The sequence below is a fragment of the Streptomyces sp. NPDC055140 genome, from assembly GCF_053607285.1.
In genome coordinates this window covers 164,521-186,088 of the sequence record NZ_JBSGTG010000013.1, presented here as the reverse complement: position 1 = coordinate 186,088, position 21,568 = coordinate 164,521, and the positions used below count along the sequence as shown (strand labels likewise).

Below are 21,568 nucleotides of genomic sequence, written 5' to 3'. Positions count from 1 at the left end.
CGTCGGCACCGTCAGGGGGTGACGACCGCGAAGTCCGGATCGTTCTCGTCGAGGACCGAGAGCAGGGTGTCGAGGGCTTCCAGATCGCCCGAGTGGTAGACGCCGTTGAGTCCCTTCCCGGCCAGCAGGGTGAGGAGTTGGGGCTTCGTGAGCGTGAGGGACAGGTCCGCGCCGTAGGCGGGCCGGGCCGTGCGGGTGTGGACCAGGACACCGTTGTGCAGCGTCATGCGGTACATCTCGCCCAGGTCCGACAGATGCCAGTGCAGGGTGAGCGAGTGCTCCCACGCCCGGGGCCCGTCGACGCGGACCGCCAGCGAGTCGAAGAGCTGCTCGACGTTCAGCGCGGCGGTCATGCTGCCGCCTCCGATGCGGGTCTTCCCGATGTCGCCGCGCAGCTCCTGGACGCCGGTGAGGTAGCAGTTGCGCCAGGTCGCGTTCTCCGCGCCGTGCGCCAGCCGCTCGAAGGCCTGCGCGAGCAGCTCCTTGGCGTCGGCGCTGTCCGGCGCGGCGAACACGGCGTGCCTCAGGAGCTGGGCGGCGAACCGCAGATCGCCCTCCTCCAGGTACGTACGCGCCTTGCCGAGCACCGTTTCGAGCCCGCCCATGCAGTCGACGTAGCGCTCGGCGGTCTCCGTGGGCGGGTGCTCCCAAAGGGAGGCGGGGTTGCCGTCGTACCAGCCCATGTAACGCTGGTAGACGGCCTTCACGTTGTGGCTGACGGAGCCGTAGTAACCGCGCGCGTGCCAGGCCGCGGAGAGCGGGGGCGGCAGCTCGATCAGCTCGGCGATCTCCGCCCCCGTGTACCCCTGGTTGAGCAGCCGCAGCGTCTGGTCGTGCAGATACGCATACAGGTCGCGCTGTTCCGCGAGGAACGACCTGATCCGGTCCGAGCCCCAGGTCGGCCAGTGGTGTGAGGCGAACAGGACGTCCGTGTCGTGGCCGAAGAGTTCGATGGCCTCGTTGAGGTAGCGGGCCCAGATCCGGGCGTCGCGGACCACGGCGCCGCGCAGGGTCTGGATGTTGTGCAGGTTGTGCGTGGCGTTCTCGGCCATGCACAGGGCGCGCCGCTGGGGCAGCAGGAAGTTCATCTCCGCCGGCGCCTCGGCGCCCGGGGTCATCTGGAAGCGGAACACGACGCCGTCGAGGGTCAGTTCCTGTCCCGTGTGGCGGACGTCGACGGTGGGCGCGACCAGCCCCGCGGTGCCGGTGGACGCGGTGAAGCCGAGGCCCATCCCGACGAGACCCTCGGGCCCCCGCTCCAGGTTGGCGCCCGAGTAGTAGGTGCCGCGGCGCAGCATCGCCGTACCCGCGTACACGTTCTCCGCGACGGAGTGCTCCATGAAGCCCTGCGGAGCGACCACGGGCACGCCGTCGTCGGGTCCGATGACGCCGAGCACACCGCCGAAGTGGTCGAGGTGGGAGTGGGTGAACACGACGGCGGCGACCGGCCGTTCGCCGCGCTGCGAGCGGTACAGGTCCAGGGCGGCGGCCGCCGTCTCCGAGGAGGCGAGCGGGTCGACGACCACGACACCGTGGTCGCCCTCGATCAGCGTCATGTTGGAGAGGTCGAACCCGCGCACCTGGAAGACACCCTCGGTCACCTCGAACAGACCTGCCCGCGCGCAGAGTTGGGACTGCCGCCACAGGTTCGGGTGCGCGGTGTCGGGACAGTCCTCGTCGAGGAACGCCGTGTCGTCGAAGTTCCACACGACGCGCCCGTCCTCGGCCGTGACCGTCGCGGAGAGCGGCGGGGAGACGAGACCCCGGTCCGCCTCCTCGAAGTCGGACCGGTCGGCGAAGTCAGGCGCAGAGGCAGGGGTGTCGGAGGTGGTCACGTGGGTCTCCCGGGGATGTGTGTCAGCGCCGCTCTTCGGTGCCGTACGCGCGCAGGAACAGCGCATCCACCTGCGCCATGTGCTCGATCTCGGAGGGGTCCACGCTCTCGTTCGGGGCATGGATCGGGCGCTGCGGTTCCTCCACCCCCACAGGGACGATCTCCGCGCGGGGATACGCCTGGGCGAGGACGTTGCACAGCGGGATGGAGCCGCCCTGGCCGAGGAACTCCATCGGTTTTCCGTACACGTCGGCCATGGCCCTGCCCAGCGTGGCGTACGCGGATTCCTTGGCCGGGTTCTTCAGCGAGGAGACGTGGACCGCGATCATCTCCATGCCGGAGCAGCTCAGGAAGCCGTTGACGATCAGCACCAGGCCGGCGAGCCCCGTCCACTGCGGGAAGAGGTTCGCGGCCCCCGTCGGGGCGGCCGATCCGTTGCCCTGGCCGAGGAGGACGAGGCCGAGGACGACGAGGATCGTGCCCGGCGGGATCAGCGTGCAGATGACCAGTCCCCGGGACGACAGCCCGGCCACGGCCTTCGGGCCGCGCGAGGAGACCCGGACCCTGGTCCGGTACAGGACCATGGGTTCGTCGGACGGGACATCCACGGTGGTCATACGGGCCCTCCCGGGGCGCGTCGGCGGGCCTCGGCGCCACCGGTGCCCGCCGACGCGCGGACGACGCCATGCATCCAAGTGGTGCGTCGTTGCACAAAATTGGCATATCTTGTGCCGGTTCGCACCTGCTGTCGGGTCGGGCCCGTACGCCCGTGGGGCGCGGCGGGAGGGGATCCGCACCGTCCCCGGGCCGGTCAGCTCTCGGTCAGATGCCGCACCAGAACCGGCACATGGCTGTGCTCGATGTCCTTGACCGAGGTGACCAGCGTGACCGTGCTCGTACGGGCCAGCGCGCGCAGCTTGTCCGCCAGCTCCACGCGGTCCGGCTCGGCGAGCTCGTCGTGGTAGCGGCGCTCGAACTCCGGGAAGCGGGATTCGCGGTCCTCGTGGTACCAGGAGCGCAGCGCGGAGGACGGCGTCAGGTCCTTCATCCACTCCTGGACATCGGCCCGCTCCTTGGAGACGCCGCGCGGCCACAGGCGGTCCACCAGGACCCGGATTCCGTCGTCCGACGACGGCGGATCGTAGACCCGGCGGACGCGGAAGTGCGGTTCGGAGCTCTTGGAGCGTTCCGTCATGGCCCAATTGTGCGGTGTTTCCCCGCCTCGCGTCCGCGGTCGTCCGCCGCTGCGGTGACGGCCCCCGGCTGCCGGGGGCGTACGTCGTTCGCCTCACCCGGGTGGCGGTCCCGCCGACGCCGTGTGAACAGTCGGACATGACGCACGCACCGCACGAACCCCGAATCCCGACGGCCGAAGACACCCACGAAGAGCGCCCCACCACGCCCCAGGGTCCGCTCGGACGCCTGGCTCAATCCGCGTGGCAAGTAGTGCTGCTGGCCGGCATAGCCGCCCTGATCCTGGGCGTGCTGGTCCTGGTCTGGCCAGGGGCGTCCCTGTTCGCCGCCGGAGTGCTCTTCGGCGTGTACCTCCTGGTCACCGGCGTTTTCCAGCTGGTGGCCGCGTTCGGCACCCATGTCACCACCGGGCTGCGCGTGATGGCCTTCATCAGCGGCGCGGTGTCGATCCTGCTCGGTCTGTTCTGTTTCCGCGGGGCGACGCAGTCGGTCCTGCTGCTCGCCTTGTGGATCGGCATCGGCTGGTTGTTCCGCGGCATCACCCAGACCGTCGCGGCCATCTCCGACGAGGCGATGCCGGCGCGCGGCTGGCAGATCTTCCTCGGCGTCGTGAGCGCGCTGGCCGGTGTGGTCCTGATCGTCTCGCCGTTCCAGTCCGTCGCCGTGCTCACCCTGGTCGGCGGCTGCTGGCTGGTCGCGGTCGGCGTCGTGGAGATCGTCACGGCGTTCCAGCTGCGGAGCAAGGCGAAGCGGATTCCGCACGGAGTGTGACGGTGACGACGGGGGCGGGCGGGCACGCGAACGCCGGACGTCCCCATAGGGACGCCCGGCGCGACTGCTTCCGCCTCTCGGTGACGGTCAGACCGCGACCGTCTCCTCCATCTCTTCCTCCGCCGCCTCCGACTCCTGGGCCTCCTCGGCCTCGCTCCGGCCAGAGCGTGCGGGGGCCTGCGCCACGCTGTGCGCGGCCTGCTCACGGGGCTCGACGGCTGCGGCACCGCGCCGTCGCTCCGTGAGCGCGGCCAGACCCATCACTACCAGGCCGACGACGAGCCAGACGGCCAGCGTCCACACGTTCCTGGCCAGGTCGTGGCCGCCGAAGTACAGCAGGCTGCGCGAGCCCTCGACGAAGCCTGCGCCGTTCCAGAAGGAGTGCAGGGTGCCGAAGAAGCCGTTCTGGAGCTCGGGCCGGTAGAGGCCGCCGGAGCTGGTGAAGTTCAGCATCACGAACAGCACCATGAGCGCCAGGGTCGTCCACCGCTTCAGGAACGTGTGCAGACCCACGCCGATGAAGAGGATGCCCGCCGAGTACAGCCAGGACATCGACCAGATGCCCCACAGGCCGTGGTGAGCCAGGTGGAACACCGGTCCCGCGAGAGCCGCGCCGACGAGGCTGACCACGCCGGACACACTGACCACGAGCGCGGCCCGCGTCCGCATCGACAGGGCGGAACCCGCCGCGCCGACCACGGCCACCGACGCGTACGAGCCGATGCTCAGCGCCACCAGCAGGAAGAACAGGCCCTGGCCCGTCGGGTCGTCCGAGACGGTCGGGGTCACGTCCGTCACCTTGAGCGGCACGCCCTGCTGCGTGGCGACCGGCGTGAAGATCTTCTCGGCGGTGATCGCGCTCATGTCGGAGCCGGCGGTCGCGACGATCAGCTCGGGGGACTTCGCGCTCAGGACGTACGCGCCGTCGATGTCACGGGACCGGAGCTGCTCGACGGCGGCCGAGCGGCTGTCGAGCGTACGGACGTCGAGCGCGTCGCCGGCCTTGTCCTTCACCGTCTGGGCGAAGACCTTCGTCTCGGGCCCGGCCCCGACGACCGCCACCGGCAGATGGTGCGGCTCGGGCGCCACGAAGGCCCCCATGTACGCCAGCCCCATGCCCACGCACATCAGCAGCGGAGTGATGAGGTGCGTCAGGACATGGCGCAGGGCCGGATTCCGCACGCCGTGCACGGCGCCCGAGGACTCGGAGCGATGTGCCTTGTGGTCGGCGGGCATGGGCAGGACCTTCAGTGATGGACGGAGAGCAGAGGCGGGCGTTGGTGTATACAACTCAATGGGTTGGTGTTTACAACCTTCACTCGCGTTGTACTATACAACTATCTCGCCCCGATGGGGCCCGGGGGGGAGTGTGACGATGGCCACCGCGAACCCGCGGTGGCCATCGCACGTGCCTTTCGGCCTGCTGGAGGCCGGGGCCGTCAGGCCTGTTGGAGGTCGAGCTGGTACTCGTACGTCCGATGCGTCGGCACGTAGCCCAGTCCGTCGTTCACCGCGCGCATGGGCGTGTTGCTGTCGGCGGTGTCCGTGAGCAGACCCCCGAGCTTCGGGTGGCGGTCGCGGGCGCGGAGAACGGCCTCGGCCTTCATCCAGCGCGCGAGACCGTGACCGCGGTGCTCGGGCAGCACGCCCGTGCCGTAGTGCTGTCCGTCGCCCGTGCCGTCACCGGGGACGACGAGCTCGGTGAACCCCACGACCGTGCCGTCGGAGGCGTCGACCGCCGCGACCGTGTCGAGGTGTTCGCCGCGCTGCTCGACCGCCTTGGCCGCCGCTCGGACCCGGTCCACATCCCACGGGACCGTCCCGTAGTCGGTGTCGTCCATGGGCATGTCGTCCATGGCGCGACGTGACGCGGCGAACGTCGCGGCCAGGTGGTCCGGAACCGTGCCTTCCCAGGAGACGAGCCGGTATCCGGGGTGCTCCGCGCGCGCCGTCCGTGTGAGGGCCGGGATGTCCGCGTCGGTGAGCGGGAGCCGCGCGTACGTCAGGTTCAGCACCCGGCGGAACCCTCGTTCGGCCAGGAACAGGTCGGCGGGTGAACCGTCGTCGGCCGGGGCGGTGAGCGAGCGCCGCCCGTCGGCCTTCGCGGCTGTCACCGCCGCGTCGAGGAGCCGGGTACCCGCGCCGCGACGGCGTTCCGCGGGATGGACCTGGAGGGACAGCTGGGCGAGATGCCGCTGCCCGTCCCGGTCGATGAGCCGCAGGAACGCGGAGCCGACCGGGTTCCCGTCGGCGTCGGACGCCAGCCATGCGAGGCGGCGGGCGTCCGGACCGCCGGCCGGATCGGTCAGCGGTGTGAGGTGCAGCGACAAGACGGCTCCTTGTGCGGGGAGTTGCGGACGCGGCAGAACCTAACCGGGCCGGCGCGACCCCCGCAAAGCAATTGAGCGTGCACGGGCCGAGCGTGCACGGGCCGTGTGCCGGAACCGTCCGCCCGCGCCCATTCCCTATTTCTGGAACGAGTTCTACTGTGTGCGCCGTCAGGACCGGGACCCGGTGTACCAGCGACCGCCAGGAGGGGCCGTGCACCTCGAATACACGCCCGAGCAACAGCAGTTGCGCACGGAACTGCGCGCCTACTTCGCGGAGCTGGTGCCCGACAACGCGTACGCCCGCTACGAGGACCCGGCGGCGCAGAAGCGGTTCTACCGCGAGACGGTGCGCCGGCTCGGCACCGACGGGTGGCTCGGCGTCGGGTGGCCGAAGGAGTACGGCGGGCGTGGCCTCACGCCCATGGAACAGTTCATCTTCTTCGACGAGGCCGCGCAGGCGGGCGTGCCCCTGCCGCTCATGGCCCTCAACACCGTCGGCCCCACGATCATGCAGTACGGCAGCGACGAGCAGAAGGCGTACTTCCTGCCGAGGATCCTCTCCGGGGAGCTCGACTTCGCCATCGGCTACAGCGAGCCCGACGCGGGCACCGACCTCGCCGCGCTCAAGACGCGGGCGGTGCGCGACGGGGACGAGGTCACCGGCCACTACACGGTGAACGGGCAGAAGATCTGGACGACCAACGGCGACACGGCCGACTGGGTGTGGCTCGCCGTGCGCACCGACCCGGACGCCCCGCCGCACAAGGGCATCACCATGCTCCTCGTGCCGACGTCGGACCCCGGCTACTCCTGCACGATCATCAACACCCTTGCCTCGCACGACACCACGGCCAGCTACTACGAGAACATCCGCGTTCCCGTCAGCCGTCGCGTCGGTGAGGAGAACAAGGGCTGGCGGCTCATCACGAACCAGCTCAACCACGAGCGGGTCACTCTCGCCGCCCACGGCACCATGGCCATCCGCGCGCTGCGCGACGTGCAGCGCTGGGCCATGGACACCAAGCTCGCCGACGGGCGCCGCGTCATCGACCTCGGCTGGGTGCGCAAGCGCCTCGCCCAGACCCACACCCGGCTCGACGCGATGAAACTCCTCAACTGGCAGATGGTGAACGCCGTCCAGGAAGGCAGCCTCACCCCGCAGGACGCCTCCGCCGTGAAGGTGTACGGATCCGAGGTGCGGCGCGAGGCGTACGCCTGGCTCATGGAGGTCGTCGCCGCGGCGGGAGCGCTCAAGGAAGGCTCGGCAGGCGCCGTCCTGCACGGCGAACTCGAACGCGGCTACCGATCAGCCGTGATCTTCACGTTCGGCGGCGGCAACAACGAGATCCAGCGCGAGATCATCTCCTGGATAGGCCTGGGAATGCCCCGCGTCCGCCGCTGAGGCTCCGCGACCGACACCGGTGTCGGCTGCGACACATACGGGGCCGGCCCCGCCTGACGCCGCGCGTCCACCCGGACGCCCGAAGGCGCCCTCGGTCCGCACCGCGTGCTACGCGGCGGGGGCCGAGGGCGCTCTTTCGTAAGGGCGTCGGGAGCGCGGCGTCAGCCGACCTGTCCGGCCGGCCGCATGGTGATGTGGTTGATGTCCACGCCCGCGGGCTGGTTGACGACGAAGACGATCGTGTCCGCGATGTGCTCGGCGGTCATCGCCGGCGCCGCCTCGGGGGTGCCGCCGCGCTTGTCCCAGAACGGGGTGTCCACCACCCCGGGGGTGACGACGGTCACGCCGACCCCGTCCTTGCCGACCAGCAGTCGGGTGTTCTCGGCCAGTGCGTGCGCGGCCCACTTGGTGACCGAGTACAGGTTGCCGGGCGTGTTGCGCACCCCGGCGACCGAACCGATGATCACGATCCGGCCCTTGGAGTCCCTGAGGTGCGGCAGGGTCTCCCGCACCAGCAGGGCCGGGCCCAGGACGTTGGTGAGGACCATGGCGCGCATGTCCTCGGGGGCGTGGCTCTCCAGGTTGCCGGGCAGCGAGAACCCGGCGTTGGCGATGACGTTGTCCAGCCGGCCCCACGCGTCCACCGCGTGGCGCACGGCGGACGCGACGTCGTGCTCGTCGCTGGTGTCGCCGGTGATCGTCAGCAGCCGCTCGCCCGCTCCGGCCGAGGCGGCGAAGGCGGCCAGCTTCTCCGCGTCACGTCCGGTGACGGCCACGCGGTGGCCCTGCTTGAGCAGGGCGCGGGCGGTGGCGGCGCCGATTCCGGTCGAGCCACCGGTGATCAGCGTGACGGGTTCCATGGGACGGCCTCCTCGGCGATGCGGTCATCGGGGGTCCACCAGGGTCCCGGACGTCGATGGACGCAAGGTGGCGCGTGAGGTCGACCGACTCCGGGCCGCCGGTTCCCCGGAACGCCCGCACTATACCCAGAGACCTTCCCGCTGAGCCGGTGAACCGTCACTGACCGGCCACGATGCTGTATGAAGTGGGCGAACCGGCGCTGCCGGCCCGCGTGTTGGGCCCTGCGACGCGCAGGGCCCGGGTCGCGCTCACCCTCCCCCGACTCCCTGACTGGGCGTCAGGGAAACCGCAAGGGCGCCTCTCCGTAACTGGGCCGAGGGGAAGGCTGCAGCCCTGCGTCACGGGCTCGCTGAGACGTCCACGCCACCCACAGCAGGATCGCCGAGCCCCCCAGGACAACACCGACCACATCTGTGACGGTGGGCCCCCGGCCCGACGGAAACACCATGAGAACCAGAACGACGACCGCTGCCTTGATCCGGGTGTCCGCCAGCGCGCGCCATGCGACCGTGGCCAGGGGCACCGCCCCCCACAGCAGGTACCAGCCCTGCACGGCGGGAGCGCACACCACCAGGGCCAACAGCCCCAGGGCCGCGGAGCGTTCGGCGCCGAGGCGAGGAGCGCGTGCCAGGAAGTACAGGGCCCCGCAGACCCCTGCCAAGGTCCCGAGCGTACGCATCACGGTCACCGGGTCCGGTGTGGTGACCCAGCCGGCTTCGGCCCCGATCCACCTCAGCAGCCGGCCGACGTCCGTGGACACCGACATCGGCGTGTACGAGTGGGTCGGCGTGCGGATCGTATCGAGCCAACCCCAGCCCAGCCCGCTGAGCGCCACCGTCAGCACCAGCGTCCCGACGGCCGCGAGGAGGATCCCCGCCACGCGGCCCAGACGTCGCCACCAGCCCGCTTGTCCTGCGACCGCCACCAGGGCGGCGCACCCCAGGGCCACCGCGGCCGGGGCCTTCACCAGCGCGGCGCACGTCAGCACGACAACGCCCAGAACCCATCGTCCGGACCCGCACGCCACAAGACCGGCCATCATCAAGCCGAGCATCAGTGCCTCGTTGTGCGCCCCGCCCACCAGGTGAGCCAGCACCAGCGGATTCAGCGATGCCGCCCACCAGGCCCCTGAGCCGTCGCCGCCCGACCGTGTCGCGAGCCGCTGAACCGACCAGGCCAGCAGGGCGAGCCCGGCGAGTGCGGCCACCCGATGGAGCACGACGGCGGCGACCACATGGTGTTCGCCGGTCACGAAGACCACGGCCCGGCTCACCAGAACGGACAGGGGTCCGTACGGAGCCGGAGCGTTCTGCCACACCTCCGGGACGTTCGCGGCGAGCGGCCCGCCGAGTGCGGAGGGGCCGATCTCGTAGACGTTCCAGGAGCGCCCGGCCAGTGCGCCCTGAGCCACGTAGCTGTAGATGTCCGTGCTGAACAGTGCCGGCGCCGGAAGCAGAGGCAGCGCCCAGCCGCCCAGCGTGAGCCACTGCCGCCGTTTGCTCATCACCGCACCGGCCCGCAGCAGCGTGCCCAACTGCCACCAGGACCACAGCAGCAGACCGAGTCCCGCATACGCCGCCGTTGCACCGATCAGCGCGAGAGCGGGGCCCGGGGCTCCCCAGATCCCGTCCGGTACGCCGCGCGGCAGGGCGCCGGCGCCCCAGGCGCCCGCTGAGAGCAGCACAGAACCCCACATGCCGCGTTGTGCCCAGACCCGTGTATCGATTTCCGCCGCTCTCATTCGGTCGAAGGTAGAACGCTTTGCGGATCACCGCATCCGGCTCCGCCCCAATGGACGGCAAACGCAGGATGTCGCCTGCGTCCGCGGCCGGGTCGGGGCCACGTTCACAGCTTGGATCACGCGTCGCGACCGAGTCCACAAGAATGACCAGGATGTGGACATGCGCACGGGCGAATTCCGGCCGGTGCATACGATCCGACGGTACGTCCCCGCACCACATCGGAAGGCGCTCGTGAGCTCCACCTCCCCCCTGTCCACCAGTACATCTCCGGTGACGCCGTCGGGCACAGTACTGATCCGCTCCGCGGCCGACGTCTCCGATCTGGTCAACTCGGGTACGGCGCGCGGGCGCCACGCCAAGATGATCGTGATCATCGCGCTCGGCGGTATCTTCCTCGACGCCTACGACCTGAGTTCCCTGGCCTACGGGTTGCCCGACATCACGAAGCAGTTCGGCCTCAGCTCCACGATGGCCGGCACGGTCACCGCCTCGATCAGCGTCGGTTCGCTCCTCGGCGCTCTGGTCGGCGGCTGGCTGGTGGACCGTATCGGCCGCTACCGGGTCTTCATGGCCAACATGCTCTTCTTCGTCGCCACCGCGCTGGTGTGCGCGATCGCGCAGGACGTGTGGACGCTGATCGCCGCACGCTTCGTGATGGGCATCGGTGTCGGCATGGACATCCCCGTCGCGATCGCGTTCCTCGCCGAGTTCTCCCGGCTGCACGGCAAGGGCAGCAAGGGCTCCCGCACGGCCGCCTGGTCACCCGCCTGGTACACCGCGACCAGCGGCTGCTACCTCGTGATCATGCTGCTGTACTTCCTCCTGCCGGACGCCCAGTTGGGCTGGCTGTGGCGGTTCACCGTCGGCTTCGGCGCGGTGCCCGCGCTGCTGGTACTGCTGCTGCGCCGGCGCTACATGAACGAGTCCCCGACCTGGGCCGCCGACCAGGGCGACCTGGAAGGCGCGGCGAAGATCCTGCGCCAGTCGTACGGGGTGGACGCGCGCGTCGCCGACGACGCGCCCAGGACGACAGCCTGTCCGCCCCGGACCGGCCTCGGCGCGTACGCACGGCTCTTCACCCCGCCGTACCGCACGCGCACGATCCAGTCGGTCGCGGTCGGTCTGGCGGAGACCTTCGGCTACAACGCGGTCGCGTTCGGGCTGCCGATCATCATCGCCACGCTGATGACGCAGGGCCCGCTGACCACGATCGCGTCCTCCTTCGCCCTGAACCTCGTTTTCGCCCTGACCGGTGGGCTGCTCGGCATCCGCTGGGCGTCCACCCGGGGCGCCTGGCCGATGATGACGCTGGGCTTCGCGATCCAGCTCGTCGCCATCACGGTGCTCGGCCTCATCGGGGATCCGTCCGGGACGGCTTACGTGACGGGGGGCATCCTGATGCTCGGCGCGTTCATGTTCGCCCAGGGCTTCGGCCCCGGCGCGCACATCATGAGTTACGCCTCGCTGGGCTTCCCGACGTCGATGCGCGGCGTCAGTATCGGCTTCAACCAGGCCGTGCTGCGCCTCGGCTCGACGCTGACCCTGTTCTTCTTCCCCATCCTCAGCACCGGCCTCGGCACCCACGTCTACTGGGTCATCCTCGCCGCACCCGTCCTCGGTCTGATCGCTCTGCTGTCGAAGCGCTGGGAGCCGATCGGCTTCGACGCGGACGCGGAGGAACGGACGCGGTCCGGGACGGCGGCAGCCACGGCCTGAACCCCTGGGGCGACCGCGTCGACTCACCGGTAGCGTTGTGCTGGAGCGCCAAGCAGAGATCCTTGATCGCGCTGGGACCGCTGATGCGAGGGAGAGGCGGCGACGTGGTGGGCACAGGGACGGAAGAGGGGCGGGGTGATCCCGGGTTTTTCGGGCCCGGATCGGTGACCTGGCAGGTGCACGCGGACCCCATGATGTGGGTTGCCGGTGTGCGTGCGCTCTACTTTCAGGCGCTTCTTCCGCGGGCCGTGCGCGGCGTCATGCAGAACTCGGACTTCCGGAAGGACGCCTGGGGGAGGCTGATGCGGACGGCCGGGTTCGTCGGTACGACCACGTACGGGACCACTGAGGCCGCCGAGCGTGCCGGTGCTCGCGTGCGGAAGATCCACCGTCATCTCCAGGTCACCGACCCCGACACCGGCGACCGGTACGGGGTCGACGAGCCGGAGCTGCTCCTGTGGGTGCACTGCGCCGAGATCGACTCCTACCTCCACGTCGCGCGCCGCTCCGGGTTCCGGCTCACGGAAGCGCAGGCCGACCAGTACATCGCCGAACACCGCACCAGCGCCCGGCTGGTCGGCCTCGACCCCGCCGACGTGCCCGGCGACCGGACTCAACTCGCCGCGTACTTCGAGAAGATGAGGCCCCTGCTCGCCGCCGGTCCGGAGGCCCAGGACGTCGACGACTTCCTGCGCAGGCCGCCCGTCCACCCGCTGCTGATCCCGGCGCGCGCGACACTCTGGAGGCGCGTGTCGCATCTGGCGTACGCCTCTCTGCCGCCGTACGCCCATGAGTTGTACGGCAGGCCGGCCCCGACACCGGCCGCCGTGACCCGAGATCTGCGGTTCACCGGCACCGTCCTGCGCTGCGTTCCCGCACGTGTGCGTTGGCAACTCCCGCCGAAACACATCCTGCGCGCCATGTCACGACTCGGCCCCGGCAGCCGCCCGGCACCGTACAAAATCGGGAGTCGGACGGCCATACTGGACAGGCCGGGGAGGGCGCAGCGAGGCGACGGGGGCGACAGCGCGAGATGCCGGAGTCGGGGGAGACCAGGCTGATCCAGGGCCGGTACCGGCTGCTCGATCTCATCGGGCGGGGCGGTATGGGCGAAGTGTGGCGCGCCAGGGACGAGTCGCTCGGGCGTAGAGTCGCGGTCAAGTGCCTCAAGCCGATGGGGCCGCAGCACGACCAGTCCTTCACCCGTGTCCTGCGGGAGCGCTTCCGCAGGGAGGCCCGCGTGGCGGCCGCCCTTCAGCACCGCGGGGTGACCGTCGTCCACGACTTCGGTGAGCACGACGGCGTGCTGTACCTCGTGATGGAGCTCCTGGAGGGCAAGAACCTCAGCCAGCTCCTGGAGGACAACAAGCAGCACCCGTTACCCGTCGCCGACATCGTCGAGATCGCCGGCCAGGTCTCGGCCGCGCTCGCCTACACGCATGAACAGGGCATCGTCCATCGCGACTTGAAGCCCGCGAACATCATGCGGCTCACCGACGGCACGGTGAAGATCTGCGACTTCGGCATCGCGCGCCTCGGCCACGACATCGGCTTCACCGCACGTCTCACCGGCACCGGTATCGCGATGGGCACCCCGCACTACATGTCGCCCGAGCAGATCGGCGGCGACCACGTCGACCAGCGCAGCGATCTGTACTCGTTCGGCTGCGTGCTCTACGAGATCGCGACCGGAGCGCCACCGTTCGACCTGGAGGACGCCTGGGCCGTCCTCGTCGGGCACCGCGACACCGTGCCCGAACCACCCCGCACACACCGGGCCGAGCTCCCCGGCTTCCTGGACCGGATCATCCTCGACCTGCTCGCGAAGGAGCCGGACGAGCGGCCCCGGGACGCCCGCGAACTGGCCCGCCGGATCGATGACGGCCGTTCCCCGTCCGGATATGTGCCGACGGTGACGACAACCCCCCTAAGCCAGGCAGCGGTTGAGCCGCTGTCCCGTGAGCCGCGGCTGCCGTCCTGGACGCGCGGCATGACGACCGGCCACAAGGCGGCCGGCCCGCCCGTCCTGCGCGGCACGCCGCCCGACGCGGGGGCCGGGCTGGTCGGAGAGTGGATCGCGCGCCCCGAGCCGCGGCGCAGTGAGCAGCCCGTGCGCACGGAACGTCCCACGCCCGCACCGGAGTTGGTCGCCCATCTCGCCGCCCGGCACAACGCGGGCCTGAGCCTCGGCCGGCTCGGCCGCTGGGAGGAGGCCGGCGAGGTTCACCGCGCCGTCGCGGCCGAGCGCGAGCACGCGCTCGGCCCTGACCACCCCGACACACTCGCCAGCCGCTACGAGGTCGCCTTCACGCTCAGCCGCACCGGCCGCCCCGCCGACGCCCTGCGCGAGTACCGCCGCGTCACCGAGGGCTGTGTACGCGTCCTCGGCCCCGAGCACCCCGAAACGCTCGGCGCCCGGCAGGAAATGGCGTACGTCCTGGGCCAGTTGGGGCGGCACTTCGACGCGCACCAGGTGTACACGTCGGTACTCGCCACGCGTGAACGGTCCATGGGGCCCGACCATCCGGACACCCTGCGCTGCCGCCACAACCTCGCGTACAACCTCAGCCGGCTCGGGCGCCTCGAGGACTCGTACCGTATGGCGTGCGAGGTCGCGTCGGCGCGCGCCCGCGTACTCGGCGCCAGCCATCCGGACACGCTCGTCACGCGGTGCGAAGTCGCTTACGCGCTGGGTCAGTTGGGGCGGTGGACCGAGGCCCTGCGCACCTACCACGAGGTGGCGGAGGCCCGCGAACAGGCGCTCGGCCCCGACCATCCGGACACCCTCGCCGCGCGCTACGAGGTGGGCATCGGCCTCGGCCGTCTCGGCCGCAGCGCCGAGGCCCTCGGCCTCTACCGCGACCTCATCGACGACCGGACGCGCGTCAGCGGCCCGGCACACCCCGAGACCCTGCGTGCCCGCCACGGCCTCGGCGTCAATCTGGGGCGGATGGGCCGCTGGGAGGAAGCGCTCGCCGAGGCCCGCGACGTCTGCGCGATCCGCGCCCGGGTCCTCGGCGCCGATCACCCCGACACGCTGGTCAGCCGACGCGAGGTGGCCGTGGGTCTCGGCTGGCTCGGCCGGTGGGCCGACGCGCTCGCCGAGTACCGGCGGGTCGCCACGGCCCGCGAACAGGTACTCGGCGCCGACCACCCGGACACCCTCGCCAGCCGCAACGACGAGGCGCACTGCCTGGACCAGCTCGGCCGCGGCACGGAGGCGGTCGAGCTGTACCGGCGGGTGGCGGCCCTGCGCCGGCAGCGGGCGTCCGGCGGACACTGAGGGGCCGCGCGGGGGCGGCTGCCCGCGTGGGTGGCCCGAGATCCTCCCCGCCCCCGCCATCCGCCCCCGCCATCCCCCGAGCCGGGGTCTGGCCCGCATGATCGGATCGTGTTACCAAGAGGGATGCCAGCACACGAGCGCTACGACGTCGTCATCGTCGGCGGAGGTCACAACGGCCTCGTCGCCGCCGCCTACCTCGCCCGGGCCGGACGTTCCGTCCTGGTTCTGGAGCGGCTCGGCACCACGGGTGGTGCCGCCGTCTCGACCCGGCCCTTCGCCGGGGTCGACGCGCGACTGTCGCGGTACTCGTACCTGGTCAGCCTGCTGCCCCACAAGATCGTCGACGATCTGGGGCTCGACTTCGCCGTGCGCGGCCGCACCGTGTCCTCGTACACCCCGACCGAGCGCGACGGGCGGGCGACCGGGTTGCTCGTCGGCGGTGGTGAGGAGCGCACCCGCGCCTCCTTCGAGCGGCTCACCGGCGGCGGGCGCGAGTACGCCGCGTGGACCGAGTTCTACGAGACGACCCGCCGCGTCGCCGAGCGGGTCTTCCCCACCCTCACCGAGCCGCTCCCGGACAGGGACGCGCTGCGCCGGCGGGTCGACGACGACGCGGCCTGGCGGATGCTCTTCGAGGAGCCGATCGGCACGGCTGTCGAGGAGCGCTTCACGGACGACCTGGTACGCGGTGTCGTCCTCACCGACGCACTGATCGGCACGTTCGCCGACGCCCACGACGCGTCCCTCCAGCAGAACCGCTGCTTCCTCTACCACGTGATCGGCAACGGGACCGGCGACTGGGACGTGCCCGTCGGCGGCATGGGCGCCCTCACCGACGCCCTCGCCACAGCCGCCCGCGCGGCCGGCGCCGAGCTCATCACCGGGCACGAGGTGACCCGCGTCGAGACCGACGGGCGCCGCGCCGAGGTGACGTACACGTCGGACAGCGGCGCGGGCCGCGTGGGCGCCGGGCACGTCCTCGTCAACGCGTCGCCGCAGGCCCTCGCCGCACTCGTCGGCGACGAGCCGCCGGCGCCGGCCGAGGGCGCGCAGCTCAAAGTCAACATGCTCCTGACCCGGCTGCCGAAGCTGCGGGACACGTCCGTCGACCCTCGTGAGGCGTTCGCCGGCACGTTCCATGTCGCCGAGGGCTACGAGCAGTTGGCGGCCGCGTACGGACAGGCGGCGGCCGGTTCACTGCCCGTGGCGCCCCCGTCGGAGATCTACTGCCACTCGCTGACCGACCCGACCATCCTCGCCCCGGACCTCGTCGCGCGCGGCTATCAGACCCTCACTCTGTTCGGCCTGCACACGCCCGCCCGGCTCTTCGCGGGCGACAACGACGCCGCCCGCGCCGAGCTCCTGAAGGCCACCCTCGCCCAGCTCGACGCGCAGCTCGCCGAGCCGATCGAGGACTGCCTCGCCGTGGACGCCGACGGCCGGCCGTGCATCGAGGCGAAGACCCCGCTCGACCTGGAGCGGGACCTGCGCCTACCCGGCGGCAACATCTTCCACCGCGACCTGTCCTTCCCGTACTCCCAGGAGGGGACGGGCCGTTGGGGCGTCGAGACAGCGCACGCCAACGTCCTGCTGTGCGGCGCGGGCGCCGTGCGCGGCGGCGGGGTCAGCGGGATCCCCGGGCACAACGCGGCGATGGCGGTACTCGGGAAGTGAGCGGCCGACCCCGGCCTCCCAGCTCAAGCCGCCGACTCAGGCCCGCCCCAGGCCCCCGAAGGGGGACCGCGCCCTGCTCAGTCCTGCGACGGTGACCACCCCACCGCCTCGATCCGCCCCGCGTCGGACGGGCGTGCCTCGTCGAACACCGTGCGGCGGCCGTCGGTGACGCGCACCCCGTCCACGTACACCCCGCGCCCCACGTACAGCTGGTCCGTCGCGTAGCGCCAGCGCAGGCGGACGTTGCCGCCCTCGAAGGCGCCGAGAGCGGCGGTCAGGCGGTGCCAGGTGCGGCCCGACCAGCCGTCGGCCGTGCCCTGGGGGTGGTCCTCGGCGTCCTCTCCCTTAGGGGTGGTCGCGAACGGCAGGGGCTGCCAGGTCGCCCCGGCGTCGGCCGACACCTCCAGATACAGGAGGTCGGAGTGCGGTTCCGTGTCCCACCACAGGTCGCAGCCGAGGCTCGCCGTGCCGGAGGTGACGTCGAGAGCGGGCAGGGTGAGCGTCGCCGACGTGGCGCTCGTCATGCCGGAGAACCAGGCGGCGCGCCCGTGCGCGGGGCGTACGGCCACGGCGCGGGCGAGGTTGTTCGCCGCGGCGACCCGGGGAGCGGAGCCGGATCGCCAAGTGCGCACGGGATGTACGGAGTTGCCGAGCACGATGAGGAACGAGTCGGTCGTCGGGTCGAGAACGATGGACGTGCCGGTGAAGCCGGTGTGCCCGGCCGTGCGTGGCGTCGCCATCGCACCCATGTACCAGTGCTGGTAGAGCTCGAAGCCGAGGCCGTGCTCGTCGCCGGGGAACGCCTGGTTGAAGTCGGTGAACAGCAGCCGCACGGACTCCTCGGACAGGATGCGCGCCTTGCCGTACGAACCCCCGTTGAGGAGGGTGCGGCCGAGGATCGCGAGGTCCCACGCGCAGGAGAAGACACCGGCGTGGCCCGCCACACCGCCGAGCCCGAACGCGTTCTCGTCGTGCACCTCGCCCCAGACGAGTCCGCGGTCGAGGCCGGACCAGGGCAGGCGCGCGTCCTCCGTCGCGGCGATCTTCGGTTTCCAGGACGCGGGCGGGTTGTAACGGGTGCGGCGCATGCCCAGGGGGCCGGTGATCCGCTCGCGCAGGAGCACGTCCAGGGTCTGGCCCGTGAGCTTCTCCAGGACCAGCTGGAGCGAGATCAGATTGAGGTCGGAGTAGAGGTACACGGTGCCGGGCGGGTTGAGGGGCGCCTCGTTCCAGATGAGGCGGAGCTGACCCTCGCGCGTCGTCTCCTTGTAGAGGGGGATCCAGGCGCGGAACCCCGAGGTGTGCGTGAGGAGTTGACGGATCGTGATGTCCTGCTTGCCGGCGCCCGCGAAGTCCGGGATGTACGAGGCGACCGTGGCCTCCAGCTCCAGCTTGCCGCGCTCGATCTCCTGCACGGCGATGAGCGAGGTGAACAGCTTCGACACGGAGGCCAGGTCGTAGACCGTGTCCTCGGCCGCCGCGATCTGCTGGTCGGCGGGGAACTCCACACCCGTGTCGGTCTTGTCGTCGTAGGCCGAGTAGCGCACGGCCTTGCCGATCGGCTGGTGGAGCGCGACCGTGCCGCCGCGGCCGGCGAGCAGTACGGCGCCCGCGTACCAGGGGTGTTTGGGGGAGGGGGCGAGGAACTTCTCGGCGTCGGCGACGAGCTGGCGCAGATGCCCGGCGATCAGACCGGCCCGTTCCGGGGACCCGCGGCGCAGCGTGGTTCCGTGCCCGTCGGCGTGCCCGTCCGTGTGTGTGTCCGCCGCGGCGGCGGGCCCCGCCGGGAACGGGGCGAGGGCCAGTACCCCGCTCAACGCCAGCACACTCGCGCCCAGTTGGCGACGGGAGAGCCTCTCGTCCGTGTCGTGCAATCTGTCCGCCGCGCCGTCGGTCATGAACGAACCCCTTCTGAAAGTATCTTTCGGGATCTAGCTCGACGGATGAAACTTTCATGTCAGGTTCCGGTCGTGTCAAGCCTCGGAATTGCGTCACAGAAATCTGACGCAGCATCAGAAATGTCTTCCCTCGTACGGAGGAGTGCGGCATTCTGCGCCCATGCAGACGGAGCTGAGCAAGAAACTGGGGATCGAGCACGCCATCTTCGGCTTCACGCCCTTCCCGGCGGTGGCCGCCGCCATCAGCAGGGCCGGGGGGCTGGGTGTGCTCGGCGCGGTCCGTTACACCGCACCCGACGACCTGGCCCGCGACCTCGACTGGATGGAGGAACACGTCGACGGCGCGCCCTACGGGCTCGATGTCGTGATGCCCGCGAAGAAGGTCGAGGGCCCGAACCACCAGAAACTGACCGAGGCCGACGTCGAGGCGATGATCCCCGAAGGACACCGCCAGTTCGTCAGAGACACCCTCGCCAAGCACGGCGTGCCCGAGCTCGCCGAGGGCGAGGCGTCGGGCTGGCGCATCACCGGCTGGATGGAGCAGGTCGCCCGCAACCAGCTGGACGTCGCCTTCGACTACCCGATCAAACTCCTTGCCAACGCGCTCGGTTCACCGCCCGCCGACGTCATCCAGCGCGCCCACGACCAGAACGTGCTCGTGGCCGCTCTCGCGGGCAGCGCCCGGCACGCCCGTAAACACGCGGACGCGGGCATCGACATCGTCGTCGCGCAGGGCTACGAGGCGGGCGGACACACCGGCGAGATCGCGTCCATGGTGCTCACGCCCGAAGCGGTCGACGCCGTGTCGCCGCTGCCCGTCCTCGCGGCCGGCGGCATCGGCAGCGGGGAGCAGATCGCGGCGGCCCTCGCGCTCGGCGCCCAGGGCGTCTGGCTCGGCTCCCTCTGGCTCACCACCACCGAGGCCGACCTCCACTCCCGAGCCCTCACCGGCAAACTCCTCGCGGCCGGGTCCGGCGACACCGTCCGCTCCCGCGCCCTGACCGGCAAGCCAGCGCGCCAGCTCCGCACGGAGTGGACCGACGCATGGGACGACCCGGCCGGCCCCGGCACGCTGCCCATGCCGCTCCAGGGGCTGCTCGTCGCCGAGGCGGTCTCCCGCATCCAGAAGTACGAGGTCGATCCGCTGCTCGGCACGCCCGTCGGGCAGATCGTCGGCCGGATGACGAGCGAACGCCCCGTCCAGGACGTGTTCGACGACCTCACGCGCGGCTTCGAGCGCGCCGTCGACCGGATCAACCGCATCGCAGGAAGGAGCGGCCAGTCGTGAGCACCGGCCCCCACACCAACAGCGCGCCCCCCAACGGATTCTGGGCCCAGGCCACCGCGGATCCCGGCCGCACCGTACTCGTCGCACCCGACGGGGAGGAGTGGACCGCCGGCCGGCTGCACGCCGACGTCAACAAGCTCGTGCACGGCCTGCGTGCCGCCGGGCTCGAACGAGGTGACGCGTTCGCCGTCGTCCTGCCCAACGGAGTCGAGTTCTTCACCGCGTTCCTCGCCGCCTCCCAGGCCGGCTTCTACCTCGTCCCGGTCAACCACCATCTGGTCGGCCCCGAGATCGCCTGGATCGTCGCCGACTCCGGAGCGAAGGTCCTCATCGCGCACGAGCGGTTCGCCGAACAGGCCGTGGCCGCCGCCGACGAGGCGGCACTCCCCGCAGGGCAGCGGTACGCGGTCGGAACCGTCGACGGCTTCCGCCCCTACGCCCAACTCCTCGACAGGCAGCCCGAGTCGGTGCCGGACGACCGCACCCTCGGCTGGGTCATGAACTACACCTCGGGCACTACGGGCCGCCCCCGCGGCATCCGCCGCCCCCTGCCCGGCAAGCTCCCCGAGGAGACCTACCTCGGCGGCTTCCTCGGCATCTTCGGCATCAAGCCGTTCGGCGACAACGTCCACCTCGTCTGCTCGCCGCTCTACCACACCGCAGTGCTCCAGTTCGCGGGCGCGTCCCTGCACATCGGACACACCCTCGTCCTGATGGACAAGTGGACCCCCGAGGACATGCTGCGCCTCATCGACACCTTCAAGTGCACGCACACGCACATGGTGCCGACCCAGTTCCACCGCCTGCTCGCCCTGCCCGACAGCGTCAGGAGCGCGTACGACGTGTCGGCGATGCGGCACGCCATCCACGGCGCCGCGCCCTGCCCCGACCACGTCAAACGCGCGATGATCGACTGGTGGGGCCACAGCGTCGAGGAGTACTACGCGGCCAGTGAGGGCGGCGGCGCCTTCGCGACCGCCGAGGACTGGCTGAAGAAGCCGGGCACGGTAGGCAAGGCCTGGCCCATCAGCGAACTCGCCGTGTTCGACGACGACGGCAACCAGCTGCCGCCCGGCGAACTCGGCACCGTCTACATGAAGATGAGCACCGGCGGTTTCTCGTACCACAAGGACGAGAACAAGACGAAGAAGAACCGCATCGGCGACTTCTTCACCGTCGGTGACCTCGGCATTCTCGACGAGGACGGGTATCTCTTCCTGCGCGACCGCAAGATCGACATGATCATCTCGGGCGGCGTCAACATCTACCCCGCCGAGATCGAGTCCGCACTCCTCACCCACCCGGCCGTGGCCGACGCCGCGGCCTTCGGGATCCCGCACGACGACTGGGGCGAGGAGGTCAAGGCGGTCGTCGAACCCACGGAGGGGCACGTGGCCGGAGACGCGCTCGCCGCCGAGATCCTCGCTCACTGCGAGCGCCAACTCGCGGGCTACAAGAGGCCCAGGACCGTCGACTTCATCGAGACGATGCCGCGCGACCCGAACGGCAAGCTCTACAAGCGCCGTCTGCGCGACCCCTATTGGGAGGGCCGCACCCGCGCGATGTGACCCACGC

15 protein-coding genes and 1 pseudogene are annotated in these 21,568 nt (G+C 70.9%); 8 read left to right on the top strand and 8 right to left on the bottom strand.

Annotated elements, in window-relative coordinates:
• Positions 1–11: 11 nt before the first annotated feature.
• The 3 genes and pseudogenes from ACWFR4_RS24775 to ACWFR4_RS24765 form a co-directional block, all read right to left on the bottom strand.
• A complete protein-coding gene (locus ACWFR4_RS24775; RefSeq protein ID WP_453654563.1) occupies positions 12–1,901 on the bottom strand; it encodes an alkyl/aryl-sulfatase in 1,890 nt (629 codons plus the stop codon).
• 217 nt (positions 1,902–2,118) lie between these two features.
• Positions 2,119–2,418: pseudogene (locus ACWFR4_RS24770) on the bottom strand (amino acid:proton antiporter); the annotation flags it as partial.
• Positions 2,419–2,645: 227 nt separating this feature from the next.
• Positions 2,646–3,029 carry a DUF488 domain-containing protein gene (locus tag ACWFR4_RS24765; protein ID WP_453654561.1) on the bottom strand — a complete coding sequence of 128 codons (384 nt, stop codon included), beginning with the start codon at positions 3,027–3,029 and terminating at the stop codon, positions 2,646–2,648.
• 137 nt (positions 3,030–3,166) lie between these two features.
• Between ACWFR4_RS24765 and ACWFR4_RS24760 the strand changes: the two genes are divergently transcribed.
• Positions 3,167–3,799, top strand: a complete 633-nt coding sequence (locus tag ACWFR4_RS24760; RefSeq protein ID WP_453466665.1) for an HdeD family acid-resistance protein — start codon at positions 3,167–3,169, stop codon at positions 3,797–3,799.
• 87 nt (positions 3,800–3,886) lie between these two features.
• Here ACWFR4_RS24760 and ACWFR4_RS24755 read toward each other — a convergent pair whose 3' ends face one another.
• A complete protein-coding gene (locus ACWFR4_RS24755; protein WP_453654559.1) occupies positions 3,887–5,035 on the bottom strand; it encodes a hypothetical protein in 1,149 nt (382 codons plus the stop codon).
• 203 nt (positions 5,036–5,238) lie between these two features.
• A complete protein-coding gene (locus ACWFR4_RS24750; RefSeq protein ID WP_453654558.1) occupies positions 5,239–6,129 on the bottom strand; it encodes an N-acetyltransferase family protein in 891 nt (296 codons plus the stop codon).
• 211 nt (positions 6,130–6,340) lie between these two features.
• On the opposite strand from ACWFR4_RS24750, the gene ACWFR4_RS24745 reads away from it, so the two are divergent.
• Positions 6,341–7,531: an acyl-CoA dehydrogenase family protein gene (locus tag ACWFR4_RS24745; protein WP_453466671.1), complete on the top strand. Its 1,191-nt coding sequence runs from the start codon at positions 6,341–6,343 to the stop codon at positions 7,529–7,531.
• 161 nt (positions 7,532–7,692) lie between these two features.
• Here the strand turns inward: ACWFR4_RS24745 and ACWFR4_RS24740 are convergent, their stop codons facing one another.
• Together ACWFR4_RS24740 and mptB are read right to left on the bottom strand one after the other, a co-directional pair.
• Positions 7,693–8,391, bottom strand: a complete 699-nt coding sequence (locus ACWFR4_RS24740) for an SDR family oxidoreductase (RefSeq protein ID WP_453654556.1) — start codon at positions 8,389–8,391, stop codon at positions 7,693–7,695.
• Between the two features lie 278 nt (positions 8,392–8,669).
• Positions 8,670–10,133 (bottom strand): polyprenol phosphomannose-dependent alpha 1,6 mannosyltransferase MptB, encoded by a 1,464-nt coding sequence (gene mptB / locus ACWFR4_RS24735; RefSeq protein WP_453654554.1) that lies wholly within the window; start codon positions 10,131–10,133, stop codon positions 8,670–8,672.
• A gap of 232 nt (positions 10,134–10,365) precedes the next feature.
• On the opposite strand from mptB, the gene ACWFR4_RS24730 reads away from it, so the two are divergent.
• From ACWFR4_RS24730 to ACWFR4_RS24715, 4 genes are all read left to right on the top strand, one after another.
• Positions 10,366–11,850: an MFS transporter gene (locus tag ACWFR4_RS24730; RefSeq protein WP_453654552.1), complete on the top strand. Its 1,485-nt coding sequence runs from the start codon at positions 10,366–10,368 to the stop codon at positions 11,848–11,850.
• Positions 11,851–11,933: 83 nt separating this feature from the next.
• Positions 11,934–12,911, top strand: a complete 978-nt coding sequence (locus tag ACWFR4_RS24725; protein WP_453654627.1) for an oxygenase MpaB family protein — start codon at positions 11,934–11,936, stop codon at positions 12,909–12,911.
• Positions 12,884–15,133, top strand: coding sequence for a tetratricopeptide repeat protein (locus tag ACWFR4_RS24720; protein ID WP_453654550.1), 2,250 nt, complete (start codon positions 12,884–12,886; stop codon positions 15,131–15,133). The genes ACWFR4_RS24725 and ACWFR4_RS24720 overlap by 28 nt, the downstream gene beginning before the upstream one ends.
• Before the next feature lie 123 nt (positions 15,134–15,256).
• A complete protein-coding gene (locus tag ACWFR4_RS24715; RefSeq protein WP_453654548.1) occupies positions 15,257–16,807 on the top strand; it encodes a phytoene desaturase family protein in 1,551 nt (516 codons plus the stop codon).
• Between the two features lie 77 nt (positions 16,808–16,884).
• Here the strand turns inward: ACWFR4_RS24715 and ACWFR4_RS24710 are convergent, their stop codons facing one another.
• Positions 16,885–18,705: a serine hydrolase gene (locus ACWFR4_RS24710; RefSeq protein ID WP_453654546.1), complete on the bottom strand. Its 1,821-nt coding sequence runs from the start codon at positions 18,703–18,705 to the stop codon at positions 16,885–16,887.
• A 160-nt stretch (positions 18,706–18,865) separates the two neighbouring features.
• Between ACWFR4_RS24710 and ACWFR4_RS24705 the strand changes: the two genes are divergently transcribed.
• The gene (locus tag ACWFR4_RS24705; protein ID WP_453466207.1) at positions 18,866–19,993 is read left to right on the top strand and encodes an NAD(P)H-dependent flavin oxidoreductase; all 1,128 of its coding nucleotides are present in this window, start codon (positions 18,866–18,868) and stop codon (positions 19,991–19,993) included.
• A complete protein-coding gene (locus ACWFR4_RS24700; RefSeq protein WP_453654544.1) occupies positions 19,990–21,561 on the top strand; it encodes an acyl-CoA synthetase in 1,572 nt (523 codons plus the stop codon). The genes ACWFR4_RS24705 and ACWFR4_RS24700 overlap by 4 nt, the downstream gene beginning before the upstream one ends.
• Positions 21,562–21,568: the final 7 nt, after the last annotated feature.